This is a genomic window from Vibrio sp. 1288 (assembly GCF_033344475.1).
On sequence record NZ_JAWPOX010000059.1, the window covers coordinates 1 to 15,001 of the forward strand.

Genomic DNA, 15,001 nt, shown 5'->3' on the forward strand with positions numbered 1-15,001 from the left:
TCTCCGAATGAAAGCCTGTCCTCAGCATAGTACCGGGAAGGAGGGAGTGACCATCTCATTAAATAAAGCACGCTAAGCCGGTGGCAGCGGTCGCAATGGCCTAAACTTCCCCGCACCGACCTTGGCGCTGCTGCGCCATAGGTAATCGCCGGTCAGGTTGATGTGCTCCCACCCCAGCGGCGACAGATATTGCAACAATGTGTCGTCCAGCGCCGTGCCGTTGCCACGCAAAGCACTGGTGGCACGCTCCAGATATACCGTGTTCCACAACACGATGGCCGCCGTCACCAGATTGAGGCCGCTGGCCCGGTAGCGCTGCTGCTCAAAACTGCGGTCGCGGATTTCACCCAATCGGTAGAAGAAGACCGCCCTGGCCAGCGCGTTGCGCGCCTCGCCCTTATTCAGCCCCGCATGGACGCGGCGGCGCAGCTCCACGCTTTGCAGCCAATCCAAAATGAACAGCGTGCGCTCGATGCGCCCCAGCTCGCGCAACGCCACGGCCAAGCCGTTCTGGCGCGGGTAGCTGCCGAGTTTGCGCAGCATCAGCGAAGCCGTTACCGTGCCTTGCTTGATGGAGGTGGCCAGCCGCAGAATTTCATCCCAATGGGCGCGTATTTGCTTGATGTTCAGCCTGTCGCTGCTAATCATCGGCTTGAGCGCGTCATAGGCGGCATCGCCCTTGGGGATGAATAGCTTGGTTTCGCCCAAGTCACGGATACGCGGCGCGAAGCGAAATCCCAGCAAATGCATCAAGCCAAACACGTGATCGGTGAAGCCTGCCGTGTCGGTGTAGTGTTCCTCGATGCGCAAGTCCGACTCGTGGTACAGCAGGCCATCAAGCACGTAAGTTGAATCACGAATGCCCACGTTGACCACCTTGGCACTGAAGGGCGCGTACTGGTCGGAGATATGGGTGTAGAAAGTCCGTCCTGGACTGCTTCCATACTTCGGGTTGATATGACCAGTGCTTTCTGCTTTGCTGCCGGTTCTGAAGTTCTGGCCGTCCGACGATGACGTGGTGCCGTCACCCCAGTTGCCGGCGAAGGGTTGCCGAAACTGCGCATTCACCAGCTCGGCCAGCGCCGTCGAATAGGTTTCATCGCGGATGTGCCAGGCTTGCAGCCAAGACAGCTTGGCGTAGGTGGTGCCAGGGCAGGACTCGGCCATTTTGGTCAGACCCAGGTTGATCGCGTCGGCCAGGATCGTCGTCAACAGCAAGGTTTTGTCCTTGGCCGTGTCGCTGGTCTTCAGGTGTGTGAAGTGGCGGGTGAAGCCCGTCCATTCATCGACCTCCATCAGCAACTCGGTGATTTTGAGGTGCGGCAGCAGCATAGCTGTCTGGTCGATCATGGCTTGCGCGGCGTCTGGTACTGCCGCGTCCAGCGGCGTGATCTTCAGGCCTGACGCGGTGGTGATGATGGCATCCGGTAAGTCGTTGGCCGCAGCCATGCGGTTGACTGTGGCGAGTTGCGCCTCCAACAATTCCAACCGGTCATGCAGGTATTGGTCGCAGTCGGTGGCCACTGCCAGCGGCAATTCGCTGGCCAGCTTCAAAGTGGCGAACTTCTCGACCGGCACCAGGTATTCGTCGAAGTCCTTGAACTGGCGAGAACCCTGCACCCAGACATCACCGGAGCGCAGCGCGTTCTTCAGCTCCGACAGGGCGCATAACTCGTAGTAACGCCGGTCGATGCCGTCGTCGGTCAGAACCAGCTTTGCCCAGCGCGGCTTGATGAATGCGGTTGGCGCATCGGCGGGCACCTTGCGCGCGCTGTCGCTGTTCATGCCGCGCAGCATGTCGATGGCATCGAGCACACCCTTGGCGGCGGGCGCAGCCCGCAATTTGAGCACGCCCAGGAACTGCGGCGCGTAGCGGCGTAGCGTGGCATAGCTTTCACCGATGTGGTGCAGGAAATCAAAGTCGGCAGGCCGCGCCAATGTTTGCGCTTCGGTGACGCTGGCGGCGAAGGTGTCCCAGGGCATAACGGCCTCGATGGCGGCGAACGGATCGCTGCCGCTTTGCTTGGCCTCAATCAACGCTTGACCGATGCGCCCATACATCCGCACCTTGTCGTTGATCGCCTTGCCGGAAGCCTGGAACTGCTGCTGATGCTTGTTCTTGGCCGCGTTGAACAGCTTGCCGATGATGCGATCGTGAAGGTCGATGATTTCATCGGTGACGGTGGCCATGCCTTCGATGGCCAGCGCTACCAGCGTGGCATAGCGTCGTTGCACCTCGAACTTTGCCAGATCAGCAGGCGTCATCTGGCCACCTTCACGAGCGATTTTGAGCAGGCGGTTCTGGTGAACCTGCCGCTCGATGCCTGCGGGCAGATCAAGTGCTTGCCAGGATTTCAGGCGCTCAATATGTTCGAGCATGTGGCGAGAGTTCGGTTTGGCAGGCGACTGGCGCAGCCATGCCAGCCACGTCACTTTACTGCCGTCCTTGCGCTTGAGAAGTTCGTCCAGGCGCTGACGGTGGGGTGATAACAAAGAATCGGTCAGCGCCGCGTAAATGCGTCGGTTGGCACGGGTGATGGCCTCGGCGCTTGCGCGCTCGATGGCATTCATGGCGGGCAGGATAATGCTCTGCCGCCGCAGATTCTCGACAAGTGCGCTCGCCAGCACGATGCCTTTGTCGGTCTGCAAGGCCAGCTCGGTCAATGTATGCACGGCTTGCCGATAGTGGCTCATGGTGAAGGGCTTGAACCCAAAAACCGTTTGCAGCTCGACCAAGTGCTCCCGCCGTGTCTGTTCGCGCTGGCCGTACTCGCTCCAACTTTCCACTGGCATCTTGAGTTGCGCGGCCACCATGCGCAACAGGGGCGGAAACGGAGGCTCATCGACGCCCAAAAAGGTGCCAGGGAATCGCAAGTAGCAAAGCTGCACAGCGAAGCCCAATCGATTCGCGGCGCCGCGACGCTGACGGATCACCGACAGGTCGGTTTCGTTGAACGTGTAGTGCCGTATCAGTTCGTCTTTGGCATCTGGCAGTGCCAGCAGGCTTTCGCGCTCGGTGGCGGACAGGATTGAGCGGCGTGGCATGGTCAGTCTTCCCGCAGGTACTGGTACAAGGTTTCGCGGCTGATGCCGAAGTCACGGGCCACCAAGGTTTTTTGGTCGCCTGCCGCAACTCGCCGTTTCAACTCGGCAATTTGTTCGCTGTTCAGCGATTTCTTTCGTCCCCGGTAGGCACCGCGCTGCTTGGCCAGCACGATTCCCTCGCGCTGACGTTCGCGGATCAGGGCGCGCTCGAACTCAGCGAAGGCTCCCATGACCGACAGCATCAGATTGGCCATCGGTGAGTCCTCGCCGGTGAACTTCAGCCCTTCTTTGACGAACTCCATGCGCACGCCCCGTTGTGTCAGCCCTTGGACGATGCGGCGCAGGTCATCAAGGTTGCGTGCCAGCCTGTCCATGCTATGCACCACCACGGTGTCGCCCTCGCGGACGAAGGCCAGCAGCCTTTCCAGCTCGGGACGCTGGGTGTCCTTGCCAGAAGCCTTGTCGGTGAACACCCGCGCCACCTGAACACCCTCCAATTGCCGTTCCGGGTTCTGGTCGAAGCTGCTGACGCGGACATAGCCGATGCGTTGACCTTGCAAGATGCCTCCAAAGGCAAAAGTGTCAGGATGAAATCTATTACCTTTGACGGAATATGTCAATCAATAGGAAATTTAACTCTATTCTGACATCGTTTGTCGTTTTCAGAAGACGGCTGCACTGAACGTCAGAAGCCGACTGCACTATAGCAGCGGAGGGGTTGGATCCATCAGGCAACGACGGGCTGCTGCCGGCCATCAGCGGACGCAGGGAGGACTTTCCGCAACCGGCCGTTCGATGCGGCACCGATGGCCTTCGCGCAGGGGTAGTGAATCCGCCAGGATTGACTTGCGCTGCCCTACCTCTCACTAGTGAGGGGCGGCAGCGCATCAAGCGGTGAGCGCACTCCGGCACCGCCAACTTTCAGCACATGCGTGTAAATCATCGTCGTAGAGACGTCGGAATGGCCGAGCAGATCCTGCACGGTTCGAATGTCGTAACCGCTGCGGAGCAAGGCCGTCGCGAACGAGTGGCGGAGGGTGTGCGGTGTGGCGGGCTTCGTGATGCCTGCTTGTTCTACGGCACGTTTGAAGGCGCGCTGAAAGGTCTGGTCATACATGTGATGGCGACGCACGACACCGCTCCGTGGATCGGTCGAATGCGTGTGCTGCGCAAAAACCCAGAACCACGGCCAGGAATGCCCGGCGCGCGGATACTTCCGCTCAAGGGCGTCGGGAAGCGCAACGCCGCTGCGGCCCTCGGCCTGGTCCTTCAGCCACCATGCCCGTGCACGCGACAGCTGCTCGCGCAGGCTGGGTGCCAAGCTCTCGGGTAACATCAAGGCCCGATCCTTGGAGCCCTTGCCCTCCCGCACGATGATCGTGCCGTGATCGAAATCCAGATCCTTGACCCGCAGTTGCAAACCCTCACTGATCCGCATGCCCGTTCCATACAGAAGCTGGGCGAACAAACGATGCTCGCCTTCCAGAAAACCGAGGATGCGAACCACTTCATCCGGGGTCAGCACCACCGGCAAGCGCCGCGACGGCCGAGGTCTTCCGATCTCCTGAAGCCAGGGCAGATCCGTGCACAGCACCTTGCCGTAGAAGAACAGCAAGGCCGCCAATGCCTGACGATGCGTGGAGACCGAAACCTTGCGCTCGTTCGCCAGCCAGGACAGAAATGCCTCGACTTCGCTGCTGCCCAAGGTTGCCGGGTGACGCACACCGTGGAAACGGATGAAGGCACGAACCCAGTGGACATAAGCCTGTTCGGTTGGTAAGCTGTAATGCAAGTAGCGTATGCGCTCACGCAACTGGTCCAGAACCTTGACCGAACGCAGCGGTGGTAACGGCGCAGTGGCGGTTTTCATGGCTTGTTATGACTGTTTTTTTGTACAGTCTATGCCTCGGGCATCCAAGCAGCAAGCGCGTTACGCCGTGGGTCGATGTTTGATGTTATGGAGCAGCAACGATGTTACGCAGCAGGGCAGTCGCCCTAAAACAAAGTTATGCAGCCAAATCCCAACAATTAAGGGTCTTAAAATGGTAAAAGATTGGATTCCCATCTCTCATGATAATTACAAGCAGGTGCAAGGACCGTTCTATCATGGAACCAAAGCCAATTTGGCGATTGGTGACTTGCTAACCACAGGGTTCATCTCTCATTTCGAGGACGGTCGTATTCTTAAGCACATCTACTTTTCAGCCTTGATGGAGCCAGCAGTTTGGGGAGCTGAACTTGCTATGTCACTGTCTGGCCTCGAGGGTCGCGGCTACATATACATAGTTGAGCCAACAGGACCGTTCGAAGACGATCCGAATCTTACGAACAAAAGATTTCCCGGTAATCCAACACAGTCCTATAGAACCTGCGAACCCTTGAGAATTGTTGGCGTTGTTGAAGACTGGGAGGGGCATCCTGTTGAATTAATAAGGGGAATGTTGGATTCGTTGGAGGACTTAAAGCGCCGTGGTTTACACGTCATTGAAGACTAGTCCTTTGCATAACAAAGCCATCAAACCGGACGCCAGAGATTCCGCGCCTGTTGCGCATGGCTTCGCCATTTTATGCGCAATAGGCGCGCCACCCTGTCGCCGTTTATGGCGGCGTTAACCCAAAGGAGTATCGTGAAAATATCACTAATGGCTGCAAAAGCAAGAAATGGGGTTATTGGCTGCGGCTCGGATATCCCGTGGAACGCTAAAGGTGAGCAGCTGCTTTTTAAAGCAATAACTTACAATCAATGGCTCTTAGTCGGCCGTAAAACATTTGAGGCAATGGGGGCTCTCCCAAATAGAAAGTATGCAGTTGTCAGCCGCTCAGGATCGGTAGCTACTAACGATGATGTGGTTGTGTTTCCATCTATAGAAGCAGCAATGAGGGAGCTAAAGACTCTTACGAACCATGTTGTTGTTTCTGGTGGTGGAGAGATCTACAAGAGTCTGATCGCCCATGCCGACACGCTACATATCTCGACAATAGATTCCGAGCCAGAGGGCAATGTTTTCTTTCCGGAAATCCCCAAAGAGTTCAATGTGGTGTTCGAGCAGGAATTTCATTCAAATATAAATTATCGCTATCAAATCTGGCAAAGGGGTTAACCATCCAAGCCATCGGACACATTTTGCTTCGCTGCGCTCAAAACGCAAAATGTGCCGCTGCTTAGCGGCGTTAGATGCACTAAGCACATAATTGCTCACAGCCAAACTATCAGGTCAAGTCTGCTTTTATTATTTTTAAGCGTGCATAATAAGCCCTACACAAATTGGGAGTTAGACATCATGAGCAACGCAGTGCCCGCCGAGATTTCGGTACAGCTATCACAGGCACTCAACGTCATCGAGCATCATCTGGGATCGACGTTGCTGGCCGTGCATTTGTACGGCTCTGCACTCGACGGTGGCCTGAAGCCATGCAGTGATATTGATTTGCTGGTTACTGTGACTGCACAGCTCGATGAGACTGTGCGGCAGGCTCTGTTCGTAGATTTCCTGGAAGTTTCCGCTTCTCCCGGCCAAAGTGAAGCTCTCCGTGCCTTGGAAGTTACCATCGTCGTGTACGGCGATGTTGTTCCTTGGCGTTATCCAGCCAGACGGGAACTGCAATTCGGGGAGTGGCAGCGCAAGGACATTCTTGCGGGCATCTTCGAGCCCGCGACAACCGATGTTGATCTGGCTATTCTGCTAACTAAAGCAAGGCAACACAGCCTTGCCTTGGCAGGTTCGGCCGCGGAAGATTTCTTCAACTCAGTCCCGGAAAGCGATCTATTCAAAGCACTGGCCGACACCTTGAAACTATGGAACTCACAACCGGATTGGGCAGGCGACGAGCGGAATGTAGTGCTTACTTTGTCTCGCATTTGGTACAGCGCAGCAACCGGCAAGATCGCGCCGAAGGATGTAGCTGCCAACTGGGTAATGGAACGCCTGCCCGTCCAACATCAGCCCGTGCTGCTTGAAGCCCAGCAGGCTTACCTTGGACAAGGGATGGATTGCTTGGCCTCACGCGCTGATCAGTTGACTGCGTTCATTTACTTTGTGAAGCACGAAGCCGCCAGTCTGCTCGGCTCCACGCCAATGATGTCTAACAGTTCATTCAAGCCGACGCCGCTTCGCGGCGCAGCTTAATTCAGGCGTTAGATGCACTAAGCACATAATTGCTCACAGCCAAACTATCAGGTCAAGTCTGCTTTTATTATTTTTAAGCGTGCATAATAAGCCCTACACAAATTGGGAGATATATCATGAAAGGCTGGCTTTTTCTTGTTATCGCAATAGTTGGCGAAGTAATCGCAACATCCGCATTAAAATCTAGCGAGGGCTTTACTAAGCTTGCCCCTTCCGCCGTTGTCATAATCGGTTATGGCATCGCATTTTATTTTCTTTCTCTGGTTCTGAAATCCATCCCTGTCGGTGTTGCTTATGCAGTCTGGTCGGGACTCGGCGTCGTCATAATTACAGCCATTGCCTGGTTGCTTCATGGGCAAAAGCTTGATGCGTGGGGCTTTGTAGGTATGGGGCTCATAATTGCTGCCTTTTTGCTCGCCCGATCCCCATCGTGGAAGTCGCTGCGGAGGCCGACGCCATGGTGACGGTGTTCGGCATTCTGAATCTCACCGAGGACTCCTTCTTCGATGAGAGCCGGCGGCTAGACCCCGCCGGCGCTGTCACCGCGGCGATCGAAATGCTGCGAGTCGGATCAGACGTCGTGGATGTCGGACCGGCCGCCAGCCATCCGGACGCGAGGCCTGTATCGCCGGCCGATGAGATCAGACGTATTGCGCCGCTCTTAGACGCCCTGTCCGATCAGATGCACCGTGTTTCAATCGACAGCTTCCAACCGGAAACCCAGCGCTATGCGCTCAAGCGCGGCGTGGGCTACCTGAACGATATCCAAGGATTTCCTGACCCTGCGCTCTATCCCGATATTGCTGAGGCGGACTGCAGGCTGGTGGTTATGCACTCAGCGCAGCGGGATGGCATCGCCACCCGCACCGGTCACCTTCGACCCGAAGACGCGCTCGACGAGATTGTGCGGTTCTTCGAGGCGCGGGTTTCCGCCTTGCGACGGAGCGGGGTCGCTGCCGACCGGCTCATCCTCGATCCGGGGATGGGATTTTTCTTGAGCCCCGCACCGGAAACATCGCTGCACGTGCTGTCGAACCTTCAAAAGCTGAAGTCGGCGTTGGGGCTTCCGCTATTGGTCTCGGTGTCGCGGAAATCCTTCTTGGGCGCCACCGTTGGCCTTCCTGTAAAGGATCTGGGTCCAGCGAGCCTTGCGGCGGAACTTCACGCGATCGGCAATGGCGCTGACTACGTCCGCACCCACGCGCCTGGAGATCTGCGAAGCGCAATCACCTTCTCGGAAACCCTCGCGAAATTTCGCAGTCGCGACGCCAGAGACCGAGGGTTAGATCATGCCTAGCATTCACCTTCCGGCCGCCCGCTAGCGGACCCTGGTCAGGTTCCGCGAAGGTGGGCGCAGACATGCTGGGCTCGTCAGGATCAAACTGCACTATGAGGCGGCGGTTCATACCGCGCCAGGGGAGCGAATGGACAGCGAGGAGCCTCCGAACGTTCGGGTCGCCTGCTCGGGTGATATCGACGAGGTTGTGCGGCTGATGCACGACGCTGCGGCGTGGATGTCCGCCAAGGGAACGCCCGCCTGGGACGTCGCGCGGATCGACCGGACATTCGCGGAGACCTTCGTCCTGAGATCCGAGCTCCTAGTCGCGAGTTGCAGCGACGGCATCGTCGGCTGTTGCACCTTGTCGGCCGAGGATCCCGAGTTCTGGCCCGACGCCCTCAAGGGGGAGGCCGCATATCTGCACAAGCTCGCGGTGCGACGGACACATGCGGGCCGGGGTGTCAGCTCCGCGCTGATCGAGGCTTGCCGCCATGCCGCGCGAACGCAGGGGTGCGCCAAGCTGCGGCTCGACTGCCACCCGAACCTGCGTGGCCTATACGAGCGGCTCGGATTCACCCACGTCGACACTTTCAATCCCGGCTGGGATCCAACCTTCATCGCAGAACGCCTAGAACTCGAAATCTAACGTCCGTTCGGGCATCGAGGTCCATGTCGGGGTGGGACGGGCCCGTGGCTTCAAGATCACTTGCAGTCCGACCGCGATGTCTTGGTTGCGCGAGAGGTTGTCGATATCCTCCACTTCCATCATCAACCCTGGATAATGCCGCCGCCGTCATCGCCGCCGACGCCCGTGCCGGGCTTTTCGGGCCTGTCAGGCTTGCTCGGCCTTCAGCCTGCCTGGGCGAGATCTCCGGCGGACGGATTAACGGCGGAGCTTCGCCGCCTTTCGTGCGTGTGAAGGCCGAAGATAGTTCTCTCAAAAACATCCGTTTATGAGAGATACCAAATGTCATTTTCAGAAGACGACTGCACCAGTTGATTGGGCGTAATGGCTGTTGTGCAGCCAGCTCCTGACAGTTCAATATCAGAAGTGATCTGCACCAATCTCGACTATGCTCAATACTCGTGTGGGCTCTGTTGCAAAAATCGTGAAGCTTGAGCATGCTTGGCGGAGATTGGACGGACGGAACGATGACGGATTTCAAGTGGCGCCATTTCCAGGGTGATGTGATCCTGTGGGCGGTGCGCTGGTATTGTCGCTATCCGATCAGCTATCGCGACCTTGAGGAAATGCTGGCGGAACGCGGCATTTCGGTCGACCATACGACGATCTATCGCTGGGTCCAGTGCTACGCCCCGGAGATGGAGAAGCGGCTGCGCTGGTTCTGGCGGCGTGGCTTTGATCCGAGCTGGCGCCTGGATGAAACCTACGTCAAGGTGCGGGGCAAGTGGACCTACCTGTACCGGGCAGTCGACAAGCGGGGCGACACGATCGATTTCTACCTGTCGCCGACCCGCAGCGCCAAGGCAGCGAAGCGGTTCCTGGGCAAGGCCCTGCGAGGCCTGAAGCACTGGGAAAAGCCTGCCACGCTCAATACCGACAAAGCGCCGAGCTATGGTGCAGCGATCACCGAATTGAAGCGCGAAGGAAAGCTGGACCGGGAGACGGCCCACCGGCAGGTGAAGTATCTCAATAACGTGATCGAGGCCGATCACGGAAAGCTCAAGATACTGATCAAGCCGGTGCGCGGTTTCAAATCGATCCCCACGGCCTATGCCACGATCAAGGGATTCGAAGTCATGCGAGCCCTGCGCAAAGGACAGGCTCGCCCCTGGTGCCTGCAGCCCGGCATCAGGGGCGAGGTGCGCCTTGTGGAGAGAGCTTTTGGCATTGGGCCCTCGGCGCTGACGGAGGCCATGGGCATGCTCAACCACCATTTCGCAGCAGCCGCCTGATCGGCGCAGAGCGACAGCCTACCTCTGACTGCCGCCAATCTTTGCAACAGAGCCCGCCGTGCTAGTCTGCTCGGTGATGGTGGAGTGAAGCCAACCCGCAATCGGGTTATGAATCTGCATCGCGATTCGCAATCAGCTGTCTCTTGAGCATGTCGAACTCCTGCGATGTTATCTCGCCGTGCTCGTGCTGCTACACCAACTTGTCCAACTCATCCGCCACACCGCTCCCCACCACCTGCGATGGCCAGGTTGTTTGCTGGGCGCATTGGCGGAGTATCGTCTCGACCCGGGACACCCACACCGGCACAACCTTACGGGAGTGATTCACTGTCAAAGAATCGGCCCGGTGCTCTGACGCAAGTATCGGGATGGTCACCATTTGTAAGCCGTAGACCTGAGTGGTGATCAAGACTTCGATACCACCGACCGTACCGGTACTAATCGACGACGGTCGTGTTCGTCGCCTGCCGCAGGGACTCTGCACACCTCCGTTTACGCATGTGCCTGGAGGAGTTGGAAATCGTCGTGTTCGGGAAACATTAAACACAGGATGGCAGCGATCTGAGCCAGCACATGATCAGCTAGCTCACCATCCGGATCGACGGCCCACTGCATCGTCGCGCCAGCGATGACCGAGTGCAGGAGCAACTCAGCTGCCGCAGGAGCACCTGGGGGCAGTCGCTTGCGGATCCCCTCCACCACCGCGCGGTTCCGCTGGATCGCAAGCGTGCGTAGCTCCGGCACCTGGAGCTCGTACCAGGAGATGAGATAGTTCACCGAGAAGTCGTTGCGAGTGTTCATGCTCCGAACGAGCACCTGCAAAAATTCCCAGAGCCCTTGCGGCCCTGCGCCTATCGGTATCGCATTCAGGTAATGCCGCACCTGCTCGACGCCGCGCTCCATCATCCTCACCAGCAGCGTATCGCGGTTGGTGAAGCGCTGGATTAACGCTGCGCGGGAGAGCCCCACCTCCTTTGCTACTCCGCTGAGCGTGAACTCTATGGGACCGCAACGCTTCAGCACTACGGTGGCGGCCTCGAGTACCTCGTCATCGGACTTGAGCTTGGGGCGGGGCATCAGTGTTCACCTTCTGTATGGGTTGGGGCGGAGGCTGTGGCTGCCGCCGCCATTGTAGCAAATTGAAGACGGAGCGAGAGTAGAGCCACGAGCCCCGCAAACACGGCCGATACAACGAGGCCAGGGAGCGGACCAGCAAGGTCGACAAACGCGCCGGCCGCAAGCATAACCATGGGCGAGGCTGACAGCATCACCGCCGAGACCGTGCCGAGTACCCGGCCGAGAAGTTCTGGCGGCGTGCGGTTGTAGATGGCAGCGTTGAGAATGGGAGAGACTGAGCCGGTCAGCAGTCCCACGAGCGCGCCCAACAACATCAGCACCGGCACGCCTGGCAACTGTGAAAGCAGAAGCGAGCCCACCGCAGAGCCACAAAATGCCACCGCCAGCCAGTTCTGCGCTGATATCCGGGCGCCGACCGACGCATGAATGGCAATGCCAAGGAGACCACCAGCCCCCATCATTGAGGAGAACAGCCCGAGCTCTGCTACTTGGCGTCCTGCATCTACAAACAGCGCAGGCATGATGACGCTGCCGTTGGCGCCAACGATGCCCACGAAGATCATCACTATACCAAAGAGAGGGCGCAGCAGGGGTTCGCTCCAGAGAAAAGCGACGCCGGCGCGCATGGAGAGAGTCGCCGTCGTGGTCATCGTCCGAGCGGCACGCGCGGGAAGCCCCCACGCGCCGAGCAGACCTGCAAGGACGGAGCAGAACGCCGTCAGCCCGAGCGTTGGCGCAGCGCCAAGCAGGCCGATTGCGGCCCCCCCAAGGGCCGGGCCACCTAGAATCGCGACGTTCCCGATCACCGCTTTCAGTGACGAGACGCGCTCAACGGAGAGCCCGGCGACGTGGCCGAGTTTGGGCAGCTCACTGTCCTGCGCGGCCATACCGGGTGCGTCGAACGCGGCACCGAGCACCACGCAAGCGATCAGCCCAGTGTTCGAGAGGGCGCCAACGGCATCGAGCAGTGGGATGCTCGCCATGGCCACGCCGCCCACCACACCCGAGATCAATGCGACGGGCGCGCGCCCGAACCGATCGACGAGGCCACCACCAACCCACGCGCCGATGATGGTCGCGATGACGCTGCTAGCGGCCGTGGCGCCCGCCCAGGCCGCGCTCTTTGTATGAGACAGGACGAACCATGGAAGCGCGAGGGCCGCCACCGCGTTGCCGATCCGGAAGAGAAAGGTCGCCGCGAACAGCGTCGCGAGCGGGCTATATCGACGTTCGCTCATTCCGCTGCGGCGAGCTGCGCCTTCGCCGCAGCGAGGTACTCTTCGTTACCCGAGTCGAGGGCGAAGAGTGCGTAGGTGACCGCCCCGAACGCAAGGCGCTCCGCGATGTGGTGGGCGAGCCGCGGCCACACCCGGCCACCGGCCGCTTCATACGTGAGGAGGAGCTTCGCGAGCCCCTCTTCACCAAAGACCATAAGGTGCGCGGCCATGTCGATGGCAGGGTCATCAACGCGGGCCTCGCTCCAGTCGATCATCCCGCTGACGCGCTCCGTGTTGTCGATGAGCACATGGCCCACGTAGAGATCGCCATGCACCACCACGGAGAAATCTGGCCACGACGAATCGTCGTCGAGCCAGCGCTGCCACCGGTGGAGGCGCTTGTCGTTCACCACGAACTCGCGTCGGACGCGGTCAACGTCGTCGGCCACCTTCTGACGGGCCTGCGTCGGTGTACGGATGAGCATCCCCGCATCCACGGCGGCGGAAATGGGGACGGCATGCAGGGCGGCGAGCGCGGTCGCGAAGCTCTCCGCGAAGACCTCCGAGTCCTGCGGCACGACCCAGTCGGGCGTGGACGAACCAGGCTGGATGACCATCGCAGTCGAGTCTTCGAGCATGGGATAGGCAACGAGCTCGGCGTTGGCCACGCGCCAGTCCGGCACCGCGAACGGCAGGCGATTCTTGAGCATTGCCAGCACCCGCGCCTCTGGTTCGACCTTCGCGCTTACCTCGGCTCGGCGCGGGATGCGCAGCACCCACCGACGTCCATCGTCGACGGTGGCGATCACGATCCTATAGTCGAGCCCAAGCTCATTGACAGTCAGCGGGCCATGGAGCTTGAGCCCATGTCGGGCTGCAAGTGCGTACAGTTGGAAGGTATCGGCGGTCGTGACTACGGTCATGATTCACTCCTGAGGGCTTGACGGGTTTAGCCACCTAAATATAACAGTCACGTCGGTTATATTCAATCCTCATGCGAATCGGGGTACGACCCACAGCCCCCTCAGTACAGGTCCATCGTCACACCCGAGATCGTTGGGGTCCAGCTCCCAGTGGTTCGGAGCAACGGGCGGCAGGGCAATGATCCGAAAATTACCCCTTCCTTTGCGTCACCACAGCTTGCACCAACTGACCCTGAATTAAAAAATTGAAAAACTAACTTTTGGGTGTTGACTTAAAGCAAACCAAGCATATGCTAACCAATAGTTAGCAAATTGATTTCGCACGATGGACAACCCCAGCCGGAGGACCAGCACAACACTGGCAGCGGTGGCAACAAACCGCTTGGGGAAATAACACCGGCAACCGGGCTGACTAACCTCCCCGCTCTCCCTTGGCAAGGCTGGAATGCATGCCGACCAAGGTGAATGGAAATTAAGGCAGTGACCGGCTGACAGCTGGAAAGACAGCACAGTTGAAGTGATAGCGAACACAGCGAGTGGCGGGTCTGACTCCCCAGCCACCCACCCGGTGAAAGGCCGGGACACAACCGGGATTGCATTGCAGGTGAGCCAAGGCCCATGGGGTACCGCACGAGAGACCCGGAGACCAATGCAATCCACGGTTGTGGTGAATGGGAAGGTCTTTGCGCCAACCGGCATTCGTAGGGATGCCCCCTAGACCTCGGCCGGTGTCAGACCCGGCCACCACAACCAACCGATATGACCACCCCAAGGAGGTGATCACATCTCCCACCGCAGGGTTAAGCGGATGCCTGGTCCCGCTGTGAAGCGCCACCCAGGCCCTCGCCGAGAGGCGACCGTTTCGAATGGTAGGTCTGCCCGTGAGGGCGCACCGGTACCGACAGCAAGAACGGCTGACTCACTGTGAAGTGCTCAAGCCACCACCACAGGTGCAATGCATGTGGTTACAGCTCTCTCCTGGCCCCGTCAACGGGGCCTTTATCCCACAAGCGATAGCGGCCCGACAGCGGGTCACGGACTCCTATTGCCTGTCGTTTGTGTGATGAGACCAGTTTCTGGAAGAACGGAGGCATCCATGCACCCACGCGAGTTCATTGCCAAGCACATCAAGGCAACGCTGGAGAAGGAGGAATTTCCCCCTCATGCGGTCTCGCTGGGGGTGAAAGAAGCCACCTTCTTTTTCGACCGAACACCCAGCTTCGCAAAGGGGAAAGTGTTCGATGAGTGCCTCAAGGCGGCCCGTGCAGTAGCCAGGGTCGCGAAGAAGGCCAAGCCATGATCCGGGGAGCGGGTCATATCTCAACAAAGGGGCGAATAGAGAAAACGGAATCTATGGTCACTCCCGTTTTTGCAACACCGATTTTGACGACAAGTTGGCTTGCTTGAATCTATCCG

General features: G+C 58.7%; 14 protein-coding genes. 8 read left to right on the forward strand and 6 right to left on the reverse strand.

The annotated features are described in order from the left end of the window. Positions 1-72: 72 nt before the first annotated feature. From R8O11_RS23835 to intI1, 3 genes are all read right to left on the reverse strand, one after another. Positions 73-3,045 carry a Tn3 family transposase gene (locus tag R8O11_RS23835; protein WP_001138073.1) on the reverse strand — a complete coding sequence of 991 codons (2,973 nt, stop codon included), beginning with the start codon at positions 3,043-3,045 and terminating at the stop codon, positions 73-75. A gap of 2 nt (positions 3,046-3,047) precedes the next feature. Next, positions 3,048-3,605, reverse strand: a complete 558-nt coding sequence (locus tag R8O11_RS23840; protein ID WP_001162012.1) for a recombinase family protein — start codon at positions 3,603-3,605, stop codon at positions 3,048-3,050. Between the two features lie 296 nt (positions 3,606-3,901). Continuing rightward, entirely contained in the window at positions 3,902-4,915 is a 1,014-nt protein-coding gene (gene intI1 / locus R8O11_RS23845) for a class 1 integron integrase IntI1 (RefSeq protein WP_000845039.1), read from the reverse strand. A gap of 172 nt (positions 4,916-5,087) precedes the next feature. Between intI1 and R8O11_RS23850 the strand changes: the two genes are divergently transcribed. The 7 genes from R8O11_RS23850 (at position 5,088) to R8O11_RS23885 (ending at position 10,368) form a co-directional block, all read left to right on the forward strand. Next, positions 5,088-5,540 carry an NAD(+)--rifampin ADP-ribosyltransferase Arr-3 gene (locus R8O11_RS23850; RefSeq protein ID WP_001749986.1) on the forward strand — a complete coding sequence of 151 codons (453 nt, stop codon included), beginning with the start codon at positions 5,088-5,090 and terminating at the stop codon, positions 5,538-5,540. A 132-nt stretch (positions 5,541-5,672) separates the two neighbouring features. Continuing rightward, the gene (gene dfrA27 / locus R8O11_RS23855; protein ID WP_001749985.1) at positions 5,673-6,146 is read left to right on the forward strand and encodes a trimethoprim-resistant dihydrofolate reductase DfrA27; all 474 of its coding nucleotides are present in this window, start codon (positions 5,673-5,675) and stop codon (positions 6,144-6,146) included. A gap of 180 nt (positions 6,147-6,326) precedes the next feature. After that, positions 6,327-7,172: an ANT(3'')-Ia family aminoglycoside nucleotidyltransferase AadA16 gene (locus tag R8O11_RS23860; RefSeq protein WP_001749984.1), complete on the forward strand. Its 846-nt coding sequence runs from the start codon at positions 6,327-6,329 to the stop codon at positions 7,170-7,172. Positions 7,173-7,288: 116 nt separating this feature from the next. Then, complete coding sequence (locus R8O11_RS23865) at positions 7,289-7,636, forward strand: quaternary ammonium compound efflux SMR transporter QacE delta 1 (protein ID WP_000679427.1); 348 nt, start codon at positions 7,289-7,291, stop codon at positions 7,634-7,636. Beyond that, positions 7,630-8,469: a sulfonamide-resistant dihydropteroate synthase Sul1 gene (gene sul1, locus R8O11_RS23870; protein ID WP_000259031.1), complete on the forward strand. Its 840-nt coding sequence runs from the start codon at positions 7,630-7,632 to the stop codon at positions 8,467-8,469. The genes R8O11_RS23865 and sul1 overlap by 7 nt, the downstream gene beginning before the upstream one ends. Before the next feature lie 127 nt (positions 8,470-8,596). Beyond that, entirely contained in the window at positions 8,597-9,097 is a 501-nt protein-coding gene (locus R8O11_RS23875; RefSeq protein WP_000376623.1) for a GNAT family N-acetyltransferase, read from the forward strand. Between the two features lie 506 nt (positions 9,098-9,603). After that, positions 9,604-10,368, forward strand: a complete 765-nt coding sequence (locus R8O11_RS23885) for an IS6-like element IS6100 family transposase (RefSeq protein ID WP_001389365.1) — start codon at positions 9,604-9,606, stop codon at positions 10,366-10,368. A 492-nt stretch (positions 10,369-10,860) separates the two neighbouring features. Here R8O11_RS23885 and mphR(A) read toward each other — a convergent pair whose 3' ends face one another. Genes mphR(A) through R8O11_RS23900 form a run of 3 tightly spaced genes read right to left on the reverse strand, consistent with a single transcriptional unit; the run spans position 10,861 to position 13,585 of the window. Next, positions 10,861-11,445 carry a macrolide-binding transcriptional repressor MphR(A) gene (gene mphR(A), locus R8O11_RS23890; protein ID WP_001137892.1) on the reverse strand — a complete coding sequence of 195 codons (585 nt, stop codon included), beginning with the start codon at positions 11,443-11,445 and terminating at the stop codon, positions 10,861-10,863. Further along, a complete protein-coding gene (gene mrx(A) / locus R8O11_RS23895) occupies positions 11,445-12,683 on the reverse strand; it encodes a macrolide resistance MFS transporter Mrx(A) (RefSeq protein ID WP_276443105.1) in 1,239 nt (412 codons plus the stop codon). The genes mphR(A) and mrx(A) overlap by 1 nt, the downstream gene beginning before the upstream one ends. Beyond that, entirely contained in the window at positions 12,680-13,585 is a 906-nt protein-coding gene (locus R8O11_RS23900) for an Mph(A) family macrolide 2'-phosphotransferase (RefSeq protein WP_000219387.1), read from the reverse strand. Before R8O11_RS23900 ends, mrx(A) begins: the two co-directional genes overlap by 4 nt. 1,096 nt (positions 13,586-14,681) lie before the next feature. On the opposite strand from R8O11_RS23900, the gene R8O11_RS23905 reads away from it, so the two are divergent. Beyond that, positions 14,682-14,885 (forward strand): hypothetical protein, encoded by a 204-nt coding sequence (locus R8O11_RS23905; RefSeq protein ID WP_000553518.1) that lies wholly within the window; start codon positions 14,682-14,684, stop codon positions 14,883-14,885. The last annotated feature ends 116 nt before the right edge of the window (positions 14,886-15,001 follow it).